The 23,121-nt window shown below is 70.6% G+C and carries 22 protein-coding genes; 19 read left to right on the forward strand and 3 right to left on the reverse strand.

Annotated features, from left to right (window positions below; genetic code table 11):
• Positions 1 to 86 precede the first annotated feature (86 nt).
• The 16 genes from mraY (at position 87) to ACYQ1K_RS06250 (ending at position 14,942) form a co-directional block, all read left to right on the forward strand.
• The gene (gene mraY, locus ACYQ1K_RS06175; protein WP_459981946.1) at positions 87 to 1,154 is read left to right on the forward strand and encodes a phospho-N-acetylmuramoyl-pentapeptide-transferase; all 1,068 of its coding nucleotides are present in this window, start codon (positions 87 to 89) and stop codon (positions 1,152 to 1,154) included.
• Positions 1,154 to 2,659 (forward strand): UDP-N-acetylmuramoyl-L-alanine--D-glutamate ligase, encoded by a 1,506-nt coding sequence (gene murD / locus ACYQ1K_RS06180; protein WP_459981947.1) that lies wholly within the window; start codon positions 1,154 to 1,156, stop codon positions 2,657 to 2,659. Before mraY ends, murD begins: the two co-directional genes overlap by 1 nt.
• Before the next feature lie 18 nt (positions 2,660 to 2,677).
• Positions 2,678 to 3,931: a putative lipid II flippase FtsW gene (ftsW, locus tag ACYQ1K_RS06185; RefSeq protein WP_459981948.1), complete on the forward strand. Its 1,254-nt coding sequence runs from the start codon at positions 2,678 to 2,680 to the stop codon at positions 3,929 to 3,931.
• 12 nt (positions 3,932 to 3,943) lie between these two features.
• Positions 3,944 to 5,008 (forward strand): undecaprenyldiphospho-muramoylpentapeptide beta-N-acetylglucosaminyltransferase, encoded by a 1,065-nt coding sequence (gene murG / locus ACYQ1K_RS06190; protein WP_459981950.1) that lies wholly within the window; start codon positions 3,944 to 3,946, stop codon positions 5,006 to 5,008.
• Positions 5,005 to 6,414, forward strand: coding sequence for a UDP-N-acetylmuramate--L-alanine ligase (gene murC, locus ACYQ1K_RS06195; protein WP_459981952.1), 1,410 nt, complete (start codon positions 5,005 to 5,007; stop codon positions 6,412 to 6,414). The genes murG and murC overlap by 4 nt, the downstream gene beginning before the upstream one ends.
• Complete coding sequence (locus tag ACYQ1K_RS06200) at positions 6,407 to 7,192, forward strand: cell division protein FtsQ/DivIB (protein ID WP_459981953.1); 786 nt, start codon at positions 6,407 to 6,409, stop codon at positions 7,190 to 7,192. Before murC ends, ACYQ1K_RS06200 begins: the two co-directional genes overlap by 8 nt.
• Positions 7,193 to 7,794: 602 nt before the next feature.
• Positions 7,795 to 8,970, forward strand: a complete 1,176-nt coding sequence (gene ftsZ, locus ACYQ1K_RS06205; protein WP_459981955.1) for a cell division protein FtsZ — start codon at positions 7,795 to 7,797, stop codon at positions 8,968 to 8,970.
• Between the two features lie 15 nt (positions 8,971 to 8,985).
• Complete coding sequence (gene pgeF, locus ACYQ1K_RS06210; RefSeq protein ID WP_459981957.1) at positions 8,986 to 9,705, forward strand: peptidoglycan editing factor PgeF; 720 nt, start codon at positions 8,986 to 8,988, stop codon at positions 9,703 to 9,705.
• Entirely contained in the window at positions 9,702 to 10,409 is a 708-nt protein-coding gene (locus tag ACYQ1K_RS06215; RefSeq protein ID WP_459981958.1) for a YggS family pyridoxal phosphate-dependent enzyme, read from the forward strand. The genes pgeF and ACYQ1K_RS06215 overlap by 4 nt, the downstream gene beginning before the upstream one ends.
• A 59-nt stretch (positions 10,410 to 10,468) precedes the next feature.
• Positions 10,469 to 10,999, forward strand: coding sequence for a cell division protein SepF (locus tag ACYQ1K_RS06220; RefSeq protein ID WP_459981959.1), 531 nt, complete (start codon positions 10,469 to 10,471; stop codon positions 10,997 to 10,999).
• A 24-nt stretch (positions 11,000 to 11,023) separates the two neighbouring features.
• Entirely contained in the window at positions 11,024 to 11,314 is a 291-nt protein-coding gene (locus tag ACYQ1K_RS06225; protein ID WP_459981960.1) for a YggT family protein, read from the forward strand.
• 144 nt (positions 11,315 to 11,458) lie between these two features.
• Positions 11,459 to 12,217 carry a DivIVA domain-containing protein gene (locus ACYQ1K_RS06230; protein ID WP_459981961.1) on the forward strand — a complete coding sequence of 253 codons (759 nt, stop codon included), beginning with the start codon at positions 11,459 to 11,461 and terminating at the stop codon, positions 12,215 to 12,217.
• Positions 12,218 to 12,432: 215 nt separating this feature from the next.
• A complete protein-coding gene (locus ACYQ1K_RS06235) occupies positions 12,433 to 13,038 on the forward strand; it encodes a TraR/DksA family transcriptional regulator (RefSeq protein WP_459981962.1) in 606 nt (201 codons plus the stop codon).
• On the forward strand, positions 13,011 to 13,562 hold the full coding sequence (gene lspA, locus ACYQ1K_RS06240) for a signal peptidase II (RefSeq protein ID WP_459981963.1): 552 nt from the start codon (positions 13,011 to 13,013) through the stop codon (positions 13,560 to 13,562). The genes ACYQ1K_RS06235 and lspA overlap by 28 nt, the downstream gene beginning before the upstream one ends.
• Positions 13,559 to 14,491, forward strand: coding sequence for an RluA family pseudouridine synthase (locus ACYQ1K_RS06245; protein ID WP_459981964.1), 933 nt, complete (start codon positions 13,559 to 13,561; stop codon positions 14,489 to 14,491). Before lspA ends, ACYQ1K_RS06245 begins: the two co-directional genes overlap by 4 nt.
• Entirely contained in the window at positions 14,469 to 14,942 is a 474-nt protein-coding gene (locus ACYQ1K_RS06250) for a GNAT family N-acetyltransferase (protein WP_459981965.1), read from the forward strand. The genes ACYQ1K_RS06245 and ACYQ1K_RS06250 overlap by 23 nt, the downstream gene beginning before the upstream one ends.
• Before the next feature lie 109 nt (positions 14,943 to 15,051).
• On the opposite strand, the gene mmuM is transcribed toward ACYQ1K_RS06250, so the two are convergent.
• On the reverse strand, positions 15,052 to 15,960 hold the full coding sequence (gene mmuM, locus ACYQ1K_RS06255) for a homocysteine S-methyltransferase (protein ID WP_459981966.1): 909 nt from the start codon (positions 15,958 to 15,960) through the stop codon (positions 15,052 to 15,054).
• A 187-nt stretch (positions 15,961 to 16,147) separates the two neighbouring features.
• Between mmuM and dnaE the strand changes: the two genes are divergently transcribed.
• From dnaE to ACYQ1K_RS06270, 3 genes are read left to right on the forward strand one after another with little or no spacing between them, the layout of a single operon-like run.
• Positions 16,148 to 19,711 carry a DNA polymerase III subunit alpha gene (gene dnaE, locus ACYQ1K_RS06260; RefSeq protein ID WP_459981967.1) on the forward strand — a complete coding sequence of 1,188 codons (3,564 nt, stop codon included), beginning with the start codon at positions 16,148 to 16,150 and terminating at the stop codon, positions 19,709 to 19,711.
• Positions 19,696 to 20,235 carry a hypothetical protein gene (locus tag ACYQ1K_RS06265; RefSeq protein WP_459981968.1) on the forward strand — a complete coding sequence of 180 codons (540 nt, stop codon included), beginning with the start codon at positions 19,696 to 19,698 and terminating at the stop codon, positions 20,233 to 20,235. The genes dnaE and ACYQ1K_RS06265 overlap by 16 nt, the downstream gene beginning before the upstream one ends.
• A 60-nt stretch (positions 20,236 to 20,295) precedes the next feature.
• Positions 20,296 to 21,942, forward strand: a complete 1,647-nt coding sequence (locus tag ACYQ1K_RS06270; RefSeq protein ID WP_459981969.1) for a DUF3352 domain-containing protein — start codon at positions 20,296 to 20,298, stop codon at positions 21,940 to 21,942.
• Here ACYQ1K_RS06270 and ybaK read toward each other — a convergent pair.
• Together ybaK and ACYQ1K_RS06280 are read right to left on the reverse strand one after the other, a co-directional pair.
• Entirely contained in the window at positions 21,929 to 22,420 is a 492-nt protein-coding gene (gene ybaK / locus ACYQ1K_RS06275) for a Cys-tRNA(Pro) deacylase (RefSeq protein ID WP_459981970.1), read from the reverse strand. The two genes, ACYQ1K_RS06270 and ybaK, sit on opposite strands and share 14 nt — an antisense overlap.
• Positions 22,420 to 23,094 carry an LON peptidase substrate-binding domain-containing protein gene (locus tag ACYQ1K_RS06280; RefSeq protein WP_459981971.1) on the reverse strand — a complete coding sequence of 225 codons (675 nt, stop codon included), beginning with the start codon at positions 23,092 to 23,094 and terminating at the stop codon, positions 22,420 to 22,422. The genes ybaK and ACYQ1K_RS06280 overlap by 1 nt, the downstream gene beginning before the upstream one ends.
• Between the last annotated feature and the right edge of the window lie 27 nt (positions 23,095 to 23,121).

The raw sequence follows: 23,121 nt of genomic DNA on the forward strand, positions 1-23,121 counted from the left end.
GGGCAGGATGGTCCGGGCTCGCCGCCCGCGTGGGAGCGGACCGCGAACGAGCAGCAAGGGAATAGGCGAAGCGTGGTGAGGGAGTCATGAGAGCGATCCTGTTGAGCGGCGGTCTGGCGCTGCTCATCTCGCTGCTCGGCACCCGGATCGCGATCAGGCAGTTCACGCGGCTGGGCTACGGCCAGGAGATCCGCGAGGACGGCCCGACCACCCACCACACCAAGCGTGGGACGCCCACGATGGGCGGCGTGGCGATCATCGTGGCCGCCGTGGTCGGCTACTTCGCCGCCAAGCTGGCCACCGGCGACGCGCCGTCGAAGTCGGCCCTCCTCCTCCTCTTCCTCTTCGTCGGCACGGGCCTGGTGGGCTTCCTCGACGACTTCATCAAGATCTCCCGGCAGCGCAACCTGGGCCTGCGCAGCCGGGCCAAGATGATCGGGCAGACCGTCATCGCGGTCGTCTTCGGAATCCTGGCGCTCTGGGACCGGCTGGCCGACGAGTCAGGGCGCGACCCCGCCTCGAACCATCTCTCGTTCCTGCGCGACTGGGGGTGGGCGTTGCCCACCGTGGTGGTGCTGGTGCTCATCTGGTTCTTCGTCACCGGGTTCAGCAACGCCGTCAACCTGACCGACGGGCTCGACGGCCTCGCCACCGGTGCGAGCGCACTGGTCTTCTCGGCGTACGTCGTCGTGGGGATCTGGCAGGCGAACCAGACCTGCGGCGTCACCCTCAACAGCAAGTGCTACGACGTGCGCGACCCGCTCGACCTGGCCGTCGTGGCTGCCTCGATCGCCGGCGCCTGCATCGGGTTCCTGTGGTGGAACGCCTCCCCCGCACAGATCTTCATGGGCGACACCGGCTCGCTCGCGCTGGGTGCCGCACTCGCCGGGATCGCCATCCTGTCCCGCACCGAGCTGCTGGTCGTGGTCCTCGGCGGCCTGTTCGTCGTCGAGACGCTCTCGGTCATGCTGCAGGTCGGGTTCTTCAAGGTCACCCGGGGCAGGCGGATCTTCAAGATGGCGCCGATCCACCATCACTTCGAGATGCTCGGCTGGGAGCAGGTGACCGTCGTGATCCGCTTCTGGGTCATCACCGGGCTCTGCGTCGCCGCCGGCGTCGGGATCTTCTACGCCGAGTGGGTGACCGGCAACTGATGGCCGATCAGACCACGCCCGATCCGACCACGCCCGATCCGACCACGCCCGACCCGACCAGACTGGGCCGGCACGACTCCTGGGAGGGCGTGCGCGCGGTGGTCGCAGGCTTGGGCGTCTCGGGCTTCGCCGCGGCCGACAACCTCCTGCACCTCGGCGCCAGTGTCACGGCGCTCGACGAGAGGATCGCTGACGGCGAGAGGGCGGAGAAGGCCGAGCTCCTCGAGGTCCTGGGAGCGACCCTGCGTCTGGGGGAGGGAGCGACCACGACCCTTCCCGAGGACGTCGACCTGCTCGTCGCGAGCCCCGGCTGGCGGCCGTCGGCGCCGCTGCTCGCCCAGGCTCGCGCCCGAGGAGTCCCCATCTGGGGCGAGGTCGAGCTCGCCTGGCGGCTGCGCGACCCCGACCACCCGGCGCCGTGGCTGGCGGTGACGGGCACCAACGGCAAGACGACCACGACCGAGATGCTCGACACGATCCTGAGGACGGCCGGTCTGCGCAGCGCGGCGGTCGGCAACGTCGGCCTGCCGATCGTCGAGGCGGTCATGGACCCGACGCCGCACGACGTCTTCGCCGTCGAGCTCTCCAGCTTCCAGCTGCACTACACCGACTCGATGGCGGCGGAGTCCGCCGCGGTGCTCAACGTCGCCGAGGACCATCTCGACTGGTACGACGACCTGGGCGGCATGTCCGGCTACGCCGCCGACAAGGGGCGCATCTACGAGCGCGTGTCCAAGGCCTGCGTCTACAACGTGGCCGACGAGACCACCCGGCGCCTCGTCGAGGAGGCGGACGTCGTCGAGGGCGCCCGGGCGATCGGCTTCACGCTCGGCATGCCCGCTGTCGGCATGCTCGGCCTCGTCGACGGCATCCTGGTCGATCGCGCCTTCATCGCCGAGCGGGCGACCAGCGCCGCCGAGCTCTGCCAGATCAGTGACCTGGCCAGCCCCGCACCCCACTTCGTCGCCAACGCGCTCGCCGCGGCGGCCCTCGCCCGCGCGCACGGCGTCAGCCAGGCGGCGGTTCGCGACGGGCTCCGCTCCTTCCGCCCCGGAGGCCACCGGATCACCGCAGTCGCCGTGAAGGACGGCGTGACGTGGGTCGACGACTCCAAGGCGACCAACCCCCATGCCGCCCAGTCCAGCCTGCTCGCCTACGACCCCGTCGTCTGGGTGGCGGGCGGTCTGGCGAAGGGCGCGACGTTCGACGACCTGGTGCACACGGTGCGACAGCGGCTGCGCGCCGTGGTCCTCACCGGACGCGACCGCGACGTGATCGCACAGGCTCTGGCGCGACACGCCCCCGATGTCCCCGTGGTGACGGCTGGGACCAGTGAGACTGGTGTGGACGTCATGAGACAGGTCGTGGCCGCCGCCGCCGGCCTCGCCCAGCCCGGAGACACCGTGCTGTTGGCACCCGGCTGCGCCTCCATGGACCAGTTCCGTGACTATGCCGCGCGAGGCGATGCCTTCGCCGACGCGGTGAGGGAGCACACCGGAGACTGACAGGCGGGGGACCAACCGATGACGACGGCCGACCCTGAGGACGCCTCCGTCGTCCCCGCCCTGCGGCGGGCTCGCGGAGCGCTCCGCGACAACCCCTGGCTCGCCGCCCTCCGGGAGGCACTCGACCGCCCGCTCACGTCCTACTACCTGCTCGTGGGTGCCTCCGCGCTCCTGCTCACGATCGGCCTCATCATGGTGCTGAGCGCGTCGAGCGTCTTCTCCTACGAGCAGTACGGCGACTCCTACGCCATCGTGAAGCGGCAGGCGCTGTGGGTGCTGCTCGGACTTCCGGTCGCCTGGGTCGCCACCTGGATGCCGACCCGCTGGATCCGTCGCTTCACCTGGCCGGCGTACGTCATCTCCTTGGTGCTCCTGCTGCTGGTCGCGAAGATGGGCGTCTCCGTGGCCGGCAACAAGAACTGGCTCTCCCTCGGCCCGGTGCAGCTGCAGCCGTCGGAGATCGCGAAGCTGGCTCTCATCCTGTGGGCGGCGAACGTCTACGCCAACAAGGAGCGTCGGCTCGGGAGCCTCCAGCAGCTGCTGGTCCCCGTGGTGCCGGGCATGCTGCTGGCCACCGGCATGGTCATCCTGGGCCACGACCTCGGCACCGGGCTCGTCTTCTTCGCCATCATGCTCGGCATGCTGTGGGTGGCGGGCGCCCCGGCCAAGATGTTCGGCCTCGCGCTGACGATCGTCTCGGTGGCCGCCTTCGGACTGGCGACCGTCGACAAGGAGCGGGTCTCGCGCCTCACCAACGCCTTCAACCCGTTCAACGACTTCCAGGGCGCCGGCTGGCAGGCCGGACACGGGCTCTACGCCCTGTCGAGCGGCGGCATCTTCGGCGAGGGGATCGGTGCCTCCCAGCAGAAGTGGGGCAACCTGCCCGAGGCGCACACCGACTTCATCTTCGCGGTGCTCGGCGAGGAGCTCGGGCTGGTCGGCACGCTGCTGGTCGTCGGCCTCTTCCTCACCCTCGCCTACGCCGCCCTGCGGGTCGCGGTCCGGACCAACGAGGCGTTCGTCCGCTACGTCACCTTCGGCATCGTCGTCTGGCTGATCGGCCAGATGGTCATCAACGTCGGCATGGTCCTGGCACTCCTCCCCGTCATCGGGATCCCGCTGCCGGTCGTCTCCTACGGCGGCTCGGCGCTGCTGCCGACCCTGGCGGCCCTGGGGCTGGTCATCGGCTTCGCCCGACGCGAGCCGGAGGCCGCCCGGGCGCTCGCGGCTCGCCGCAAGGCACGCTCGGCCGGCCTCTCGGCCTCTCGGTAGGCTCTCGTCGCCATGCGTGTTCTCCTCGCCGGTGGCGGCACTGCCGGCCACACCTCGCCCCTGCTCGCCACGGCCGACGCACTGCGCCGGCTCGACCCCGCGATCGAGGTGACCTGTCTGGGCACGCCCCGGGGCCTGGAGACCCGGGTGGTCCCCGAGGCGGGCTACCCCCTCGAGCTCATCCCACCGGTGCCGCTGCCCCGCTCGCTCAACCCGGACCTCTTCCGCGTCCCCGCGCGCCTGCGGAGGGCGGTCAAGGCGACGTACGCCGTGCTCGACCAGGTCCGTCCGGACGTGCTGGTCGGCTATGGCGGCTACGTCTCCATGCCCGCCTACATAGCGGCCCGGCGCCGCAAGGTGCCGTTCGTCGTCCACGAGCAGAACGCACTGCCGGGCCTCGCCAACAAGGCGGGCGCCCGCCTCGCCCGACGGGTTGGGGTCAGCTTCCCCGACACGCCGCTTCCGCATGCGGAGTACGTCGGCCTCCCGATCCGGCGGATGATCTCCACCCTCGACCGGGCCGCTGTGCGTGCCGAGGCGAAGGCGTTCTTCGGCCTCGACGAGCGCCCCACCCTCGTCGTGACCGGGGGCTCGCAGGGCGCGCGCAGCCTCAACGACGCCGTGTCGGCCGCCGCTGCGGACCTGTCCGCCGCGGGCGTCCAGATCCTCCACGTGGTCGGGCCCAAGAACGAGCTGCCGCCGGCCGCTCCCGGCTACGTGCCGCGGGGCTACGTCGACCGGATGGACTACGCGCTGGCCGCCGCGGACCTCATGGTGTGCCGCGCCGGGGCCTCGTCGGTGGTCGAGGCGGCGGCGGTCGGCGTCCCCGCCGTCTTCGTCCCGCTTCCGCACGGCAACGGCGAGCAGGAGCGCAACGCGCGTCCTGTGGTCGACGCCGGGGGAGCGCTGCTCGTCTCGGACGCCGCGTTCACCGCCCAGTGGCTGGTCTCGACCGTGCCCTCGCTGATCAACGACCCGGCTCGGCTCACCCAGATGGGCAGCCGCGCGGCGGCTCTCGTGCCGCGCGACGCCGACGAGAGGCTGGCCCGCATCGTGCTCGAGGTGGCGGCCCCGTGAGAGTCCCCGTGCCCGAGGTGATCCTGCCGGCCGAGCGGCTGGGGCGGGTCCACTTCGTCGGGATCGGCGGGGCCGGGCTCTCGGCGATCGCGCGGATCATGCTGGCCCGTGGCATCACCGTCTCCGGCAGCGACGGGGTCGCCTCGGCGACCTTGGAGAAGCTGCGCGACCGGGGCGCGACCGTGTTCGTCGGGCACGCCGCCGAGCAGGTGCACGGTGCGGACACCGTCGTGGTCTCCACGGCGGTGCGGGAGGACAACCCGGAGGTCGTCGAGGCGCAGCGACTCGGCCTCCGGCTCCTCCCACGCTCCGCCGGGCTCGCCTCGGTCATGGCGGGGCGCAAGGTCCTCGCCGTCGCCGGCACGCACGGCAAGACCACCACGACCTCGTTGCTGACGGCGGCCCTGCGAGAGGCGGGAGCGGAGCCGACGTACGCCATCGGGGGCGACCTGTCCCAGTCCGGCACCAACGCCGAGCTCGGCTCGGGGGAGCTGTTCATCGCCGAGGCGGACGAGAGCGACGGTGCGTTCCTGGTCTACCGGCCCTTCGCGGCGATCGTCACCAACGTCGAGGCCGACCATCTGGACGCCTGGGGGAGCGAGGCCGCCTACCGCGAGGCGTTCAACGAGTTCGTCGAGCGGATCGACCCCGCGGGGCTCCTCGTAGCCTGCGTCGACGACCCGGGCGCGGCGGCACTGCGCGCCGTCGCGTCGAGCCTGGGTCGCTCGTTCGTGGGCGTCGGCACCACGGACCTGGCCGACGTGCGTGCTGTGGACGTCGTGCTCGAGGGCACCACTTCAGGCTTCACCGTCGTCGACCGTGGGCGCGAGCTGGGTCGCGTGACCTTGCGGATCCCCGGTCGTCACTATGTGCTCGATGCTCTCGCGGCGATCACGCTCGGCTTGCGGCTCGGTCACGACTTCGAGGCGCTCAAGCGCGGGGTCGAAGGCTTCGGTGGGACGCGTCGCCGGATGGAGCGCAAGGGCGACGCGGGCGGCGTGGAGGTCTACGACTCCTACGCCCACCATCCCGCGGAGATCGCCGGCGATCTCGAGGCGGCCCGAGCGGTGGCCGCCGGACGTCGTGTCGTCGTGGCGTTCCAGCCGCACCTCGTCTCCCGCACGCGCATCTTCGGTCCGGACATGGGTCGTGCCCTCGGCGCCGCCGACGAGGTGGTCGTGCTCGAGGTCTACCTCGCCCGGGAGGACCCCGACCCCGAGGTGACCGCCGCGCTCGTGGCGCAGCACGTCCCGTTGCCGCCCGAGCACGTCACCACGGCCGCCGACCTCGACGCGGCTGCGGCCGAGCTCGTCCGGCGCGCGCGGCCCGGCGATCTCATCGTCACCCTCGGGGCGGGCAGCATCACCGAGGTGGGCCCGAAGGTCCTGGAGCTGCTGCGTGCCTAGGTCCCTCGAGGGCGAGCCCTCCGAGACCGAGGCCAGTCCGCCGGTGTCGGCCGACGACCGGACGGTGCGGCGCACGCGCCGTCGCTTCGCCCGCCGCCAGTGGCGGCGACGCTGGCTCGCCTGGCGTCCGCTGCTCGCCATCGTGCTGGTCCTCGCCCTGGCAGGTGGCGTGGTCTGGGCGCTGTGGTTCTCCACGCTGCTGTCGGTGCACGCCGTCGAGGTCGAGGGCACCTCGACGCTCCGGCCGGGCCAGATCCGACGAGCCTCGGGCGTCGAGCTCGGCAAGCCCCTCGTCTCCGTCGACCTTGCCTCCGTCCGTGCCCGGATCGCGGCGATCGCCGCCGTCGAGCACGTCGAGGTCTCGCGCAAGTGGCCCGACGAGGTGCTCATCGACATCACCGAGCGCACGCCGATCGCCGTCATCGATCTGGGCGGCCAGCTCCGCGGCCTGGACAAGTCGGGGGTCGTCTTCCACGACTACAGGTCCGCGCCCCAGGACCTCCCGAAGGTGGTCACCCCCCTCGGCACGAGCGCCGAGGCGCTGCGGGAGGCCGCGAAGGTCGTCGCTGCACTCCCGGCGAGCCTGACCACGATCGTGGACCACGTCGAGGTGCGCACGGTCGACGAGATCGCCCTGGTCCTCAACGACGGGCGCAGGGTCGTCTGGGGGAGTGCCGCCGAGTCGGCTCAGAAGGCCGAGGTCCTCCAAGCGCTGCTGCAGCACCGGGCGAAGTCCTACGACGTCTCGGTCCCCGGCCAGCCCACCACGTCCGGCTGACCCCGCCGAGCGGACGCAGATGTCCGGGGGTGTGGCGCCGAGCGGACGCAGATGTCCGGGGGTGTGGCGCCAAGCGGACGCAGATGCTCCGGCAAATCGCGCAGCGGACACTCTGCGCACGTTCTCGGGGCGCACGTTCTCGGACCGCCGCTCGGCACGGCGCGCACAGCCCGCTGGCATTGAAGAGACGCTGCCACCTTGTGAAGCTCTTCACGAACTGGCAGCGCCTCTTCAGTCATCTGCGGGATGCCGGTCGACGCGGGGGTGCGATCCGAGGTGTCCGCGCAAACAGCCCCGTCTCTGCGCATCACGGTCATCTGCGTCCGCTCGACGACGGCAGCGCGGTCATCTGCGTCCGCTCGACGACGGCAGCGCGGTCATCTGCGTCCGCCCACCCCGCGGAGCCGGAACATCTGCGTCTGGTCGGCGGTGTGCCCGCGTGTCGTCGGCGATCGGAGCGTCTCGCTGCCTAGTGTCTTCACCACGACGAGGTTGACATAACTATAACCCTCAGCCTGAGGGTCAGAGTTGACCGACACGCGGACAGACATCTCCAGACAGACCACTCCAGACAAGCGGAAGACACACGAGGGGCGAGCACCGTGGGAGCTGCACAGAACTACCTGGCGATCATCAAGGTCGTCGGCATCGGTGGAGGCGGTGTCAACGCCGTCAACCGCATGATCGAGGTCGGCCTCAAGGGGGTCGAGTTCATCGCGATCAACACAGACGCCCAGGCGTTGCTGATGAGCGACGCGGACGTCAAGCTCGACATCGGTCGCGAGCTGACCCGCGGTCTCGGCGCGGGCGCCAACCCCGACGTCGGCAAACAGGCCGCCGAGGACCACGCCGAGGAGATCGAGGAGGTGCTCAAGGGCGCCGACATGGTCTTCGTGACCGCGGGCGAGGGCGGCGGCACCGGCACCGGCGGCGCGCCGGTCGTCGCCAAGATGGCCCGCAGCCTCGGTGCGCTCACCATCGGTGTCGTCACCCGGCCCTTCGCCTTCGAGGGCAAGCGGCGGGCCAAGTCGGCCGAGGACGGGATCTCCGCGCTGCGCGAAGAGGTCGACACCCTCATCGTCATCCCGAACGACCGCCTCCTCTCCATCTCGGATCGCAGCGTGAGTGTGATGGACGCCTTCCGCCAGGCCGACCAGGTGCTGCTCCAAGGTGTCGCCGGCATCACCGACCTCATCACCACCCCCGGCCTCATCAACCTCGACTTCGCCGACGTCAAGTCGGTCATGTCCAACGCGGGCTCGGCCATCATGGGCATCGGATCCGCCCGCGGTGACGATCGGACCGTGCAGGCCGCGCAGACCGCGGTCTCGAGCCCCCTCCTCGAGGCGAGCATCGACGGCGCGCACGGCGTGCTGCTCTCCATCGCCGGCGGCTCCGACCTCGGCCTCTTCGAGATCAACGAGGCGGCGGCACTCGTCGCCGAGGCGGTCCACCCGGAGGCGAACATCATCTTCGGCGCGACCATCGACGACGCCCTCGGTGACGAGGTGCGGGTGACGGTCATCGCCGCAGGGTTCGACGGTGGCGCTCCCAAGCGCCGCGACGAGAGCAACCTCATGCGGCGCAGCCCGCAGGCTCAGCAGTCCCAGGAGGAGACCCGGTCTGCGGTGGCCGCGGCGGTCGCGGCACGGTCGGAGGCGCCGGCCCCAGCGCCGGCCAGCCGTCCGACCACGCCTCCGCCGGTCGCTCGCCCCTCTACCCCGGACCCGAGCACGTTCGGCGACGACGACCTCGACGTCCCGGACTTCCTGAAGTAGGACTGCCCGACTCAGGTGTACCTCTTTCGCAGCGCTCGCGACCCCGTCGACCTGGCCTTCACGGACAGGCTCGGCGGGGTCAGTGGTGCGCCGTTCGACGAGCTCAACCTCTCGGTCGCCGGTGACGACGACGCGAAGGCGAAGGCGGAGAACCACCGACTCCTGCTGGATGACTTCGCCCCCCGGGCCCGGCTCGCCGACCTCTACCAGGTCCACGGCCGCGAGGTCGTGGTGGCCTCGCCCGGAGAGCGCCCGCACGCGGACGGCATCGTCACGACGGCCTACGACGTGGTGCTCATGGTCCGCGCCGCCGACTGCGTCCCCGTGCTCCTGGCTGACGCCGAGGCCGGGGTGATCGGCGCGGCCCATGCGGGTCGCCAGGGGATGGCGCTCGGCGTCGTGCCGGCAACGGTGCAGGCGATGCGCGACCTGGGCGCGACGCACATCGCCGCCTGGATCGGACCGTCGATCTGCGGCAGCTGCTACGAGGTGCCGGAGGCGCTGCGCGACGAGGTGGCCGCGGTCGAGCCGGCCAGTGCGTCGACCACCCGCTGGGGCACGCCGGCGCTCGATGTCGCGGCCGGAGTCCGCGCGCAGCTCGAGCGGGCCGACGTGGCCGTGGAGGACCTCGGTGCGTGCACCCGCGAGCGTGCCGACCTCTACTCCTTCCGGCGCGACGGCGCCGCGGCCGGTCGTCAGGCCGGCGTCATCCGATTGCGGAGGTCGGAGGCATGAAGGGCACGACGCGCGCCGAGGAGCTGGCCGTCAACCTGGCCAGGGTCCGGGAGCGGATCGCGGCTGCTGCCGGGGCTGCGGGACGCGCCGCCGACGAAGTCGGACTGGTCGTCGTCACGAAGTTCTTCCCGGCCTCCGACGTCCGGCTGCTGGCGGGTCTCGGCGTGACCGACGTCGGCGAGAACCGCCACCAGGAGGCCGAGGCGAAGGTCGGCGAGTGCGCCGACCTCGTGCTGCGCTGGCACTTCATCGGCGGCCTGCAGAGCAACAAGGCGGCCGCGGTGGCGGCGTACGCCGATGTCGTGGAGTCGGTCGACCGGATGAAGCTGCTCGGCCCGCTTGCCCGTGGTGCGTCGCAGCGCGGACGCGCTGTCGACGTGCTCCTGCAGGTCAGCCTCGACCCGCCCGAGCACGGCGCTCGCGCCGGTGTGGCTCCCGACGACCTGGCCCGCCTCGCGGAGGCCGCGGCGCAGGTCGACGGCCTGGCTCTGCGCGGCCTGATGGCCGTCGCTCCGTTGGGTGAGGACCCGGCAGCGGCGTTCGACCGGCTGGCGCGGATCCGTGCCGGCTTCCTCACAGACCACCCCGAGGCGACGCTGCTGTCGGCGGGGATGAGCGGCGACCTCGAGCAGGCCGTCGCAGCCGGTGCGACACATGTGCGTGTCGGCTCAGCGGTCCTCGGTTCGAGGCCGGTGCTCCTTTAGTGTTCGAGACGATCGGAGACGACGGTGACTCACCGGAGTCCGAAAGGAAGGCAAGTGTCATGAGCGGCGCGATGCGCAGGATCGGTGAGTACCTCGGCCTGCTCGAGGACACGGGCCGATACGACGACCACACCGGCGAGTACGACGCCTACGACGACGCCGACTACACCCGTGAGTCGCCGGTCGTGACCACGCGTGCCCCCCGAGACGCATCGCCACGCGACGTCACGCCGCGAGACGCGGCTCCCGCAGCCACGGTCGCCGACCTGGCCGAGCGCCGACGTCCCCAGGCCGTGCCGGATGTGGCGGAGCTGTCCCGGATCGTCACGCTCCAGCCGACGACCTACAACGACGCACGTGCCGTGGGCGAGCACTACCGTGACGGCACGCCGGTCATCATGAACCTCTCCGAGATGGAGGACTCCGACGCCAAGCGTCTGGTCGACTTCGCCGCCGGGCTGATCTTCGCCACCCACGGCGACATCGAGCGTGTCACGAGCAAGGTGTTCCTGCTCTCGCCGCACAACGTCTCGGTCGCCGCGGAGGCCAAGGCCCGCATCGCCCAGGGTGGCTTCTTCAACCAGTCCTAGGTCCGTTCTCTACAGTTCTCCATCATGCAGATCTTCTGGCAGGTCGTGGTCGTCCTGCTGTGGACGTTCATCGGCCTGCTGTGGGTGCGGTTCGTCGTTGACTGGGTGCAGATCTTCGCGCGCTCCTGGCAGCCCCACGGAGTGCTGCTGGTCGCCCTCGAGATCGTCTACAGCATCACCGACCCGCCGATCAAGGCCCTGCGTCGGTTGATCCCGCCGCTGCGGATCGGCTCGATCGCGCTCGACCTGAGCTTCCTGATCGTGCTGCTGGGCGCCTATGTCCTCCTCCGCGTGCTGTCGCCGCTCGCGGCCTAGCCGCACATGCATCAAGCGGCGAACGCGACCCGGTGAGGTAGGCGCTAGAGTTCCCCAGAGCAACCCGGGCCAGCCGGGGCAACACCGCTGCAAACCCGCACCACACGGACTTCCGAACAACCGAGCAACGATAAGGGTGAGGTCATGCCACTGACGCCAGAGGACGTGAGCAACAAGCGATTCACTCCCGTCCGGCTCCGCGAGGGGTACGACATGGGCGAGGTGGACCAGTTCCTCGACGAGGTCGAGGCGGAGCTGGCGCGCCTGACCAAGGAGAACGAAGAGCTCCGCACGAAGCTCGCCGCCGCGCAAGGCGCCGGTGAGTCCGTCGCTCCTGCGGCGCCCGAGCCGGTCAAGGAGCCCGAGCCGACCCCACCACCTGCTCCGGTCGCTGCACCCACCCCTGCTCCCGCTGCGGCGCCCGTGGCCGCGGTCGGCGTCGAGACCATCCGTGTGGAGACCGTGCCGCAGGCCTCCAATGCCGCCGCCCGCCTGCTGGAGATCGCGACCCGCAATGCCGACGAGCTCGTCGACGGTGCGAAGAACGACGCCGACAAGATCGTCGGGGAGGCCCGCACGAAGGCCGAGCGCCTGGAGGCGGAGGCCAAGGCGAAGGCCGACCGGATGGAGTCCGACGCTCGGACACGCGCGCAGATGCTCGACTCCGAGACCGCCGAGCGTCGTCAGCAGCTGTTCGGAGACCTCGAGCGCGAGAAGGACAAGCTCACCGCCGAGGTCGAGAAGCTGCACTCCTTCGAGCGTGAGTACCGGTCGCGCTTGAAGAACTACTTCACCCAGCAGCTCGAGGCCCTCAACACGATGGGCGGCGAGGGTGGTGGCGCCGACGAGACGCCCGCCGCCCCCAAGCGGCTGCGCTCGATCCTGGGCGAGGAGGAGGGCTGAGCCCTCCGAGGTGACGCTGGGCGGAGGCAGATGTCCGCCGACGACGACAGGCCCCGCGGTGTTCGCGGGGCCTGTCGTCTTGGGCGGACATCGGCAACCACCCAGCGTGGTCATTTGAAGGGCCCTCGGCCAGGGGCTACTCTCCCCGCACGCTGTGGTGCGGCTCGCCTTCAGGTGGCCCGTCCCCGACACCGCTGCGAAGGAGGCACACCACGATGAGCCACACGACCATTCCGAAGGCATCCGCGACGAACCCGACCCCCTCGTCGTCCTCCGGCAACGGCACCGGGCAGACTTCTGCCGCGACCAGCACGGCGACGGACCCCGCGGCGAAGACGTCGGCGGCCAACAAGACGACTGCCCAGAAGGGGACGAGCGTGGCGACGAAGAAGGCAGCACCAGCGACGGCGGCCACGGAGGCGGCGGCCTCAGCCCTCGCGGTCCGCGAGGGCGAGGAGGCCTGGACCCAGGCCGAGCTGGACGAGGTCCTCGATGAGCTGCGCGAGCAGCGCGAGCACTCCCTGAAGGTCCTCACCGTGCAGGAGGCGGAGCTGTCCGGCCTCATGAAGGACTCGGGCGACGGGGCCGGCCAGGATCAGGCCGACATGGGCGCCACGAGCTTCGAGCGCGACCACGAGCTCACGGTGCTCAACTCCGAGCGCGACAAGCTCGCGCAGATCGAGCGCGCCCTGCTGGCCATCAGTGAGGGCACCTACGGCATCTGCGAGTCCTGCGGGGAGCCCATCGGCAAGATGCGGCTGATGGCGTTCCCCCGTGCCACACTCTGCATGACATGCAAGCAGCGCGAGGAGCGTCGCTGAGCGACGTAGCAGCCCCCGAGACCGCACCGGCCCCTCCGGTGCGCTATCACGCCATCGTGGCCCTGGCCTGGCTCGCAGGTCTGGTGATCGACCAGGTGACGAAGGCGCTCGCGGCGCACCGGCTCGCCGACGCGGCCGACGTCCGGGTGGTCGGCAGCCTGCTGCAGCTGCACCTGACGCGCAACGCCGGCGCCGCGTTCAGCACCGGCACCCAGTTCACCGTGGCCCTGTCGTGTCTGGCGGCCGTCGCCACGGTGGTCGTGGTGGTCGTCGCGATGCGAGCCCGCACCGTGGTGTGGTCGGTCGCCCTCGGTCTCCTCCTGGCGGGCATCACCGGCAACCTCACCGACCGGCTCGTGCGCTCGCCCGGGCCGCTGCGCGGGCACGTCGTCGACTTCCTCATGCTGCCGCACTGGCCGGTCTTCAACGTGGCCGACGTCTGCATCACGCTCGCCGCTGCCCTCATCGTCCTCCAGGCCTACCGTGGCATCCGGCTCGACGGCCGCCGCGAGGGACGGCAGTGACCGGAGACCACCGCGTCCTGACCGTCCCCGAGGGCCTCGCGGGAGAGCGCGTCGACACCGCGATCGCGCGTCTGTTCGGTCTCTCCCGGACGCGGGCGGCCGAGCTGGCCGCCGACGGCCACGTCCAGGTGGACGGCGAGCAGGTGAGCAAGAGCGACCGGGTGCTTCCCGGCGCGCTTCTCGAGGTGAGCATCCCGTCGATGGCCGACCCGCTCGAGGTGGTCCCGGAGATCGTCGAGGGCATCAAGATCGTCCACGACGACGAGTCGATCGTCGTGATCGACAAGCCCGTCGGCGTCGCCGTCCACCCGAGCCCCGGTTGGAGCGGGCCGACGGTCGTCGGGCACCTCAAGGCGGCCGGCTTCCGGATCTCGACCAGTGGCGCCAAGGAGCGCGAGGGCATCGTGCAACGTCTCGACGTCGGCACGTCCGGGCTCATGGTGATCGCCAAGTCGGAGCGGGCCTACTCCGTGCTCAAGAACGCCTTCCGCAACCGCACCCCCACGAAGGTCTACCACGCGCTCGTCCAAGGGCACCCGGACCCGCTCGAGGGGACCGTGGATGCGCCGATCGGCCGTCATCCCAAGCACGACTACAAGATGGCCGTGATGGCCGACGGCCGGCACAGCGTCACCCACTACGAGACCCTCGAGGCCCACCGCTTCGCGAGCCTGCTCGAGATCCACCTGGAGACCGGCCGGACCCACCAGATCCGCGTCCACATGAGCGCGCTCAAGCACCCCTGCGTCGGCGACCTGACCTACGGCGCCGATCCTGTGCTCGCCAAGCGCGTCGGACTCGAGCGGCAATGGCTGCAGGCGATGCGGCTCGGCTTCGAGCACCCGGCGACGGGGGAGTACGTCGAGTTCGAGTCCGACTACCCCGATGACCTGCAGCACGCGCTCGATGTCATCCGCTACGCCCACTGACCTGCACCTGCGCCCGGCTGCGGCCGACGACGGGCCGGGCATCGCCGCGCTCTACACGGCGGCCCGCGCAGCGGCGGTCCCGGTGATGCCGCCGGCGGTCCACACCGCCGAGGAGGACGTCGCTCACTTCAGCGGACTGCTGGCCGACGGCGAGCACGAGGCATGGGTCGCGGAGTCCGGCGGATCGCTGCTCGGGTTCCTGGTGCTCACCAGCACGTGGCTCGACGGCCTCTACATCCATCCGAGGGCGCAACGACAAGGAGTGGGGACGGCGCTGCTGCAGCTCGCGCAGGCGCTGCGTCCCGGTGGTCTGGGGCTGTGGGTCTTCGAGTCCAACGCCCCTGCGCGCGAGCTCTACCGTCGGCACCGGTTCGTCGAGACCGAGCGCACCGACGGCTCCGCCAACGAGGAGGGGGCTCCCGACATCCGGATGGACTGGCCGGGTCGGTGACCGGCCCCGGACGTCATGCGTCCCGGCTGCCTGGACGACCCGAGCGTATGACGTCCGCTCCGACGTCATGCGCCCTGGCTGCCCGAGGCACCCGAGCGTATGACGTTGCTCAGAGGACGACTGCGAGCGCGCTGATGTGGTCCGGCCCGACACGGCAGCAGCCGCCGACGAGCCGTGCGCCCGCGCTGACCCACGTCGTGGCCGCTGAGACGTCGAAGCGCGAGTCACCGGTCCAGTGCCCGGTGGTGCCGCGGGTCGTCGCCGCCTGCCACCCTTCGCCGCTGTTGGGATAGCAGACGACGGGACGACCGGTCAGCGCGGCCTCCCGCACGGCGGGCAGTGCCTCGGCCGGGTCGCAGCAGTTGACGCCGACCGCGATGACATGCGGACTGGAGGCTGCGACCCCGAACGCCTCGTCCAGCGGTTGTCCGGCTCGCGTGCGGCCGTCGGCGACCGTCAGGCTGACCCATGCCGGCAGGCCCAGCTCGTCGATCAGGCCGACCAGGACCTCCGCCTCATCGATGTCGGGGATCGTCTCGACCGCGAGCACGTCCGGGCCCTCGGAGGCCAGCAGCTCGAGTCGGGGTGCGTGGAAGTCACGGAGCGCGGCCTTGTCGAGGCCGTAGCGGCCGCGGTACTCCGAGCCGTCCGCCAGGTAGGCGCCGTACGGTCCGACCGACGCGGCGACGTAGCGCGGCACCTTCTCGCCGGCCTCGCTGACGAGATCGTCGACCACGTCGCGGGCCAGCCTGACGCTCAGCCTGATGAGCCCGGCGGCCTCGCGCGGCGAGAGCCCGGCGCCGACGAGTCCAGGCAGGGTCGCCTGGTAGCTCGCCGTCGTCGCCACCTGGGCGCCGGCGGCGAAGTAGGAGCGGTGCACCGCAGCGATCTCGTCGGGGTCGTCGCGCAGCAGACGCGCCGTCCAGAGCGGCGCGACCAGGGCGTGTCCGCGATCCTCGAGGGCGTTCGAGAGGCCGCCGTCCAGGATGAGCGGGTGGTCGAGCGACGGTTCCGGCACGATGACGAGCGTACGTGCCAGGACTGTCGGCGCTCGATGATGGAATGCCTTCCGAGCGACACGGCCCAAGTGCCACTGGCCGAGGGGACAGCCATTAGGCTGAAGCCCTTCCCCCAGGCCCGTCGGTGTGAGCCGTCGTCACCCTGAATCACTGCGCCCGCGCGACCCCTGAGGAGGGCCTACCACCGTGACCTCGCAGGACTCCTTCGTCCACCTGCACGTCCACACCGAGTACTCGATGCTCGACGGCGCGTCGCTTCTGGACGGGCTGTTCCAGCGGGCCTCGGAGCTCGAGATGCCGGCGATCGCGATGACCGACCACGGCAACATGCACGGCGCCTACGACTTCTACTCCAAGGCGAAGAAGTACGGGGTTCAGCCGATCATCGGCGTCGAGGCCTACCTGACCCCCGGCACGCCACGTGGCGAGCGCAAGCGCGTGCGCTGGGGCAAGGGCGATCAGTCCGAGGAGGGGGGCGACGACGTCTCCGGCGGTGGCGCCTACACCCACATGACCATGTGGGCCGAGTCGACCGAGGGCATGCACAACCTCTTCCGGCTCTCCAGCCGGGCCAGCCAGGAGGGCTACTTCTACAAGCCTCGGATGGACCGTGAGCTGCTCGAGACCTACAGCAAGGGCCTGATCGTCAGCACGGGCTGCCCGAGCGGCGCGATCCAGACGCGGCTGCGGCTGGGGCAGTGGGACGAGGCGGTCCGCGAGGCGGGCGAGCTGCAGGACCTCTTCGGGCGCGACAGCGTCTTCCTCGAGCTGATGGACCACGGCATCAGCATCGAGAAGCGTGTCCGCGACGACCTGCTGCAACTCGGCAAGCAGCTCGGGATCCCGCCGCTCGCCACCAACGACAGCCACTACAACAACCCCGAGGACGCCGCCGCGCAGGAGGCGTTGCTCTGCGTCAACTCGGGCAGCCGGCTCTCGGAGCCGACGTACGCGCAGGGTGGCAAGCGGTTCGCGTTCGAGGGCTCCGGCTACTACATCAAGTCGGCCGCCGAGATGCGCGAGCTGTGGGGCTCGCAGGACCTCATGGAGGCCTGCGACAACACGCTGCTCATCGCCGAGCGCTGCTCGGTCGAGTTCACCGAGTCCACGGGCGGCTACATGGCGCGTGCCGACATCCCTGCGGGTGAGACCGAGGAGTCGTGGCTGCGCAAGGAGGTCTTCCGGGGCCTCGAGACGCGCTACCCGGACGGCCTCACCGAGGAGATCAAGGACCGCGCGGAGTTCGAGCTCGACGTCATCACGCAGAAGGGCTATTGCGGCTACTTCCTCGTGGTCGCCGACTTCATCCAGTGGTCGAAGGACAACGGCATCCGGGTCGGCCCGGGCCGTGGCTCGGGCGCGGGCTCCATCGCGGCCTACGCGCTGAGGATCACGGACCTGTGCCCGCTCGAGCACGGGCTCTTCTTCGAGCGCTTCCTCAACCCCGAGCGCCCCTCGATGCCCGACTTCGACATCGACTTCGACGACCACCGGCGCGGCGAGGTGATCGCCTACGTCACGGAGAAGTACGGAGCCGAGCGCGTCGCGCAGATCGCCACCTTCGGGCGGATCAAGGCCAAGGCCGCGATCAAGGACGCGGCGCGCATCCTCGACCACGGCTTCGCGATCGGCGACCGCATCACCAAGGCGCTCCCGCCTGACGTGATGGGCAAGAGCGTCAAGCTCAAGGAGCTCTTCGACCCCGAGAGCAAGCGCTATGCCGAGGGGGCTGAGTTCCGCGCCCTCTACGACCAGGACCCGGACGTCCGCCGCATCTACGAGGTCGCGACCGGGCTCGAGGGGCAGATCCGGCAGACCGGCGTGCACGCTGCCGGCGTGATCATGGCGAGCGAGCCGCTGCTCGACATCGTCCCGCTGATGGACCCCAAGCAGGACGGGGCGGTCATCACGCAGTTCGAATACCCCATGTGCGAGGCGCTCGGTCTCGTCAAGATGGACTTCCTCGGGCTCTCCAACCTCCACACGCTCGAGGACGCGGTCGCCAACATCAAGGCCAACAAGGACGTCGACCTCGTCCTGGAGGACCTGCCCTTCGACGACCGGCCGACGTATGAGCTGATGGGCCGCGGCGACACGCTCGGCGTCTTCCAGCTCGACGGCGGCGGCATGCGCTCCCTGCTGCGGTTGATGCAGCCCGACAAGTTCGCCGACATCACCGCCGTCTCGGCGCTCTACCGCCCCGGCCCCATGGGCGCGGACTCGCACACCAACTACGCGCTGCGCAAGAACGGTCGCCAGGCGATCGACTACATCCACCCGGCCCTCTCCGACGCGCTCGAGCCGGTCCTGGGTGAGACCTACGGCCTGATCGTCTACCAGGAGCAGGTCATGGCGATCGCTCAGGTGCTCGCCGGCTTCTCCCTGGGCGCCGCAGACAACATGCGCCGCGCGATGGGCAAGAAGAAGAAGGAGGAGCTCGACAAGCAGTACGCCGGCTTCGAGGCCGGCATGCTCGAACGCGGCTATCCCAAGGACGCGGTCAAGACGCTCTGGGACATCCTGGTCCCGTTCGCCGACTACGCCTTCAACAAGTCGCACTCGGCGGCCTACGGGGTCGTCACCTACTGGACCGCCTACCTCAAGGCCAACTACCCCACGGAGTACATGGCCGCGCTCCTGACCTCGGTCAAGAACGACAAGGACAAGATGGCGATCTACCTCAACGAGTGTCGCCGCATGAAGATCGCCGTCCTGCCGCCCGACGTCAACGAGTCCTCCCACGACTTCACTGCGGTCGGCAACGACATCCGCTTCGGCCTGACCGCGGTGCGCAACGTGGGCGCCAACGTGGTCGACGGCATCGTCACCGCGCGCGAGGAGAAGGGGCGCTACGCCGACTTCAACGACTTCCTCGGCAAGGTCCCCGCGCAGGTCTGCAACAAGCGGGTCATCGAGTCGCTCGTCAAGGCCGGCGCCTTCGACGACATGTCGCACCGGCGCCGCGCTCTGGTCGCGATCCACGAGACCGCGGTGGACCAGTACGTCGACATCAAGCGCAACGAGGCCATCGGCCAGGACTCGCTCTTCGGTGGACTGGACGACGACGGCGGCTCGTTCGGGGTCTCGGTCACGATCCCGGACCTCGACGAGTGGGACAAGATGACCCTGCTCGGCCACGAGCGGGAGATGCTCGGCCTCTACGTCTCCGACCACCCGCTGTTAGGGCTCGAGCACGTGCTCTCCAACGGCACCGACGCGACGGTCGGCCAGCTGATCCTGGACGGGGAGCGCCCGCACGGAGCGGTCGTCACCGTCGCGGGCCTGGTCACCTCGGTGCAGCGCAAGATCACGAAGAAGGGCGACCCCTGGGCGACGGTCACCCTCGAGGATCTCGACGGTGCCGTGGAGGTGCTGCTCTTCCCCAGCGCCTACCAGCTGGCCGCGCCGTACCTCATCGAGGACGCCATCATCCGGGTCAAGGGCGTGCTCGACAAGGAGCGGGAGCAGGCACAGCTGCGCGGTCAGGAGGTGACGGTTCCCGATCTGAGCGAAGGCCCGAGCGGTCCGGTCGTCATCAGCCTGCCGTCGACCCGATGCACCCCGCCGGTGGTGTCGCAGCTGCGGGACGTGCTCGGCACGCACCCCGGCGTCACGGAAGTGCGGCTGCGGCTCCTGACCCGCGAGTCCACGCGCGTCATGCGGCTGGGCGACAATCTCCGCGTGACCCCCACGCCCGCGCTCTTCGCCGACCTCAAGCAGCTTCTCGGGCCGGGATGTCTGACGGGCTGACGGCGCAGCGAGTCAGCCGGACGGCCGTCGTCTGGACCGCGGGGATCCTCCTCGGCTTCGCGCTCGTGGGCGCGGTGTGCGGCCTCATCTGGCGGTCGCTGCTCCACGTGCCTCGTGGCGTCGTCGTCGGGCACCAGTGGTATCCCGCGTCCTTCGACTCCGGTGAGAGGGCGTCCTTCGCCGCCACGGGGTGGTATGTCGTGATCGCGGTCGTGGCCGCGGTGGTGCTCGGCCTCCTGGCTGCGTGGCTCTCTCGCGCCCCCGAGGTCCTCACCCTCGGGGCGGTGCTGGTCGGCTCGCTGCTCGCCGGATGGCTGATGCTGGTCGTCGGGCTGCACGGCGCCCCGCCGGACCCGCAGACCGCTGCCGCACACGCCGCGGACGGCACTCGGATCTCCGGCACGCTGAGCCGCCCCGGGCGTGCGGCGTTCGTCACATGGCCCCTGCTGGCGGTGGCCGCGGTGGGTGCGTTCTTCCTGCTGATCCCCATGCACTGGCAACGATTGCAGGAAAACGACACATGAGTGTCGGCGCGTCTCGATAGGCTCCGTCGACCGATCGAACGCTTCCATGGGGGAAACACCGTGTCCGAGGACTTCAACGACCACGTCGTGCCTGACCAGCTCGTCGTCGGCGACGACGCAGGCAAGAGTCGCAAGGGATGGTGGATCGGCGGCGGAGCGCTGGCCGTGCTCGCCATCGGAGGCGGTGCGGCCGCCTGGGCGGCGAGCTCGTTCTTCAGTCAGGGCTCGCAGCCGGCCGAGGCGCTGCCCGACACCACGATCGGGTACGTCAGCATCGACCTCGACCCGAGCGGCGCCCAGAAGATCGCGGCGCTCAAGCTCGCCCGCAAGTTCCCGGCATTGAAGGACAAGGTCGGCTTGAACGCCGACGACGACATCCGCAAGACGATCTTCGACGAGATCGCCGGCGGCAGCGGCTGCAAGCTCGACTTCGACAAGGATGTCGCACCGTGGCTGGGCTCGCGGGCAGCCGTGGCCGCAGTGGGCACCGACAAGCCGTTCCCCGTCGTGGTGGCCCAGGCCAACGACGCCGACAAGGTCAAGGACGGCGTGGCGAAGCTCGAGGGCTGCGGCCAGAAGGCTGCCGGCAGCGACCACATCGGCTGGGCGCTCGACGGCGACTGGATCGTCTTCGCCGAGACCACCGACCAGGCCCGGCAGGTGGTCGCCGAGGCCGACAAGGGCAGCTTGGCGGACGACCCCGACTTCAAGAAGTGGACGGACAAGGCGGGCGACAGCGGCATCATGACCGCCTATGCCGCACCGGCGGCCGGCCAGGTGCTCGCACGCGAGATCGGGAAGGCCAGCGGCGGGGGCGCGGGCACCTCTGGAGGCGGTCTCGCCTCGTCCGTCGATCCGTTCGGGATGCTCGACGCCTGCCCCGGCCTGACCAGCGGGTCAGGCTCTGGGCAGCGGGCTCAGGCGCAGCTGGCCGATTTCGCCGGCGCTGCGGCGACGCTCCGCGTCGGCGGCGACGCCCTCGAGCTGGAGATGGTCGGTGACACCAAGGCGTTCGGCGGCTCCTCCTCGACCGGCCCGGCGAAGGGCGCACCGGTCGTCTCGACCCTTCCGGCGGACACGGCCGTCGCCCTGGGCTTGTCGCTGCCTGACGGCTGGACCGACAAGCTGAGTGACAACCTCGCGCGTGCGTGCGGTGACGGCGCCGACCCGAGCACGCTCTTCGCGCCGTTCTCCCAGGCCACCGGTCTTCAGCTGCCGGGAGACTTGGAGAAGCTCTTCGGTGACTCCGTCGCGTTCTCGCTCGGATCGAACATCGACGTCGAGTCACTCGTCAACGGAGGCAGCCCCTCCGACCTGCCGATTGCGCTCAAGGTCCGCGGCGACGAGGACACGATCAGGGGCGTGGTCACCAAGCTGCGCAAGACCCTGGGAGCACCCGACGGCGTGTTCGAGCCGGTCGCGGGTGACGGCGCCGTGGTGGTCGGCACGAGCCGCGACTATGCCGCCCAGGTCGCCAAGGGTGGTGACCTGGGATCGTCGGGGGCCTACGGGACCGTGGTGCCCCAGGGGGACAAGGCCGGCAGTGTCTTCTACGTGAACTTCGACGAGCTCGACAGCACCATCAAGGCGCTCGCGAGCGGGGACGAGGAGGTCACAGCGAACGTCGCACCGCTGAAGGCGTTCGCCATGAGCTCGTGGACGGCGGGCGGCGACAGCCACGCGCTGGTCAAGCTCAGCGTCGACTGATTGCGGCGGTGATCGCGCCCGTGGCGGCCACCAGGTCGCCCGGCGCGATCTCCAGGTCGAGCCCCCGACGCCCGGCCGAGACATAGACGGTCGGGAACGCCAGCGCACTCTCGTCGACCACCGTGGGATGTGACCGCTTCTGGCCGACCGGCGAGATCCCGCCGGCGACGTATCCCGTGGCGCGCTCGGCGGCCGCCACCTCGGCCATCGACGCCTTGGCCCCACCGAGCGCACGCGCCAGGGCCTTCAGGTCGAGCTGCCCCGAGACCGGGACCACCCCGACCGACAGGGCCCCGTCGACGGTGGCCAGGAGCGTCTTGAAGACCCGCTCGGGGACGACGCCGAGCGCCTCGGCCGCCTCGAGCCCGAAGGACTCGGCACGCGGGTCGTGCACGTAGGGGTGGAGCGTGAAGTCGACCCCGGCCCGGGTCAGCGCGACCGTCGCCGGTGTCGAGCCCGTGGCTGCCTTCTTCGCCATCAGTTGGGCGACCAGCGCGTGCGGGCCACCTCCGTGGCGGGCAGCGACGGGACGACGTTCATCGCCCGAAGCTCAGCACGCAGCAGCTCGTTGACGAGCGCGATGCGCTCGCCGGCATCCGAGGCCTCGAGGAGCTGCTGGCGCTCGGAGAGTGGCAGCGGGGCACAGGCCGCGAGCGTCCAGGAGAGGTATTCGGCGTCGCGCGGCAGCGTCCCGGAGTAGGGGTCGGGACGCAGCTCGGAGACGGCGGCACGATAGGCGGTGAACGTCGCGCGGGCGCGGTCGAGCAGCTCGTCGGGCACGTCGACGGTGGGCTCCGGCCGCTCGGTCACCTGCCCGCGAGGGAAGAGTCCGGTGGTCTCGAGCCGGTCGAGGACGATGCGGTCACGACCGATGGCGACGATGTCGAAGCTGCCGTCGGCGTTGGCCTCGACCTCCGCGAGCTGGAGTCGTACGCCGACCCGGTAGAGCGACTGCGCGCCGTGGTCGCCCACCTCGTAGCCCTCACGGATGGCCACCGAGCCGAAGACCCGGTCGGCCGGGTCGTCGATGCGCAGCAGGTGATGGACCAGCGCCCGATAGCGGTCCTCGAAGACATGAAGGGGCACGCTGACCCCGGGGAAGAGCACCGCATTGAGCGGGAACATCGGCAGAGACGCCGCGGAGTCGGGCACGCTCTCAACCTAGCCGTCCGGCGCGGG

This window comes from Nocardioides sp. AN3 (assembly GCF_054653495.1).

Excerpts from the sequence above, each read along its gene's own strand:
- mraY (WP_459981946.1), top strand. The coding sequence starts at position 87 with ATGAGAGCGATCCTGTTGAGCGGCGGTCTGGCGCTGCTCATCTCGCTG.
- murD (WP_459981947.1), top strand. The coding sequence starts at position 1,154 with ATGGCCGATCAGACCACGCCCGATCCGACCACGCCCGATCCGACCACG.
- ftsW (WP_459981948.1), top strand. The coding sequence starts at position 2,678 with ATGACGACGGCCGACCCTGAGGACGCCTCCGTCGTCCCCGCCCTGCGG.
- murG (WP_459981950.1), top strand. The coding sequence starts at position 3,944 with ATGCGTGTTCTCCTCGCCGGTGGCGGCACTGCCGGCCACACCTCGCCC.
- ACYQ1K_RS06215 (WP_459981958.1), top strand. The coding sequence starts at position 9,702 with ATGAAGGGCACGACGCGCGCCGAGGAGCTGGCCGTCAACCTGGCCAGG.
- ACYQ1K_RS06220 (WP_459981959.1), top strand. The coding sequence starts at position 10,469 with ATGAGCGGCGCGATGCGCAGGATCGGTGAGTACCTCGGCCTGCTCGAG.
- ACYQ1K_RS06225 (WP_459981960.1), top strand. The coding sequence starts at position 11,024 with ATGCAGATCTTCTGGCAGGTCGTGGTCGTCCTGCTGTGGACGTTCATC.
- ACYQ1K_RS06230 (WP_459981961.1), top strand. The coding sequence starts at position 11,459 with ATGCCACTGACGCCAGAGGACGTGAGCAACAAGCGATTCACTCCCGTC.
- ACYQ1K_RS06235 (WP_459981962.1), top strand. The coding sequence starts at position 12,433 with ATGAGCCACACGACCATTCCGAAGGCATCCGCGACGAACCCGACCCCC.
- lspA (WP_459981963.1), top strand. The coding sequence starts at position 13,011 with ATGCAAGCAGCGCGAGGAGCGTCGCTGAGCGACGTAGCAGCCCCCGAG.
- ACYQ1K_RS06250 (WP_459981965.1), top strand. The coding sequence starts at position 14,469 with ATGTCATCCGCTACGCCCACTGACCTGCACCTGCGCCCGGCTGCGGCC.
- ACYQ1K_RS06265 (WP_459981968.1), top strand. The coding sequence starts at position 19,696 with ATGTCTGACGGGCTGACGGCGCAGCGAGTCAGCCGGACGGCCGTCGTC.
- ybaK (WP_459981970.1), bottom strand. The coding sequence starts at position 22,420 with ATGGCGAAGAAGGCAGCCACGGGCTCGACACCGGCGACGGTCGCGCTG.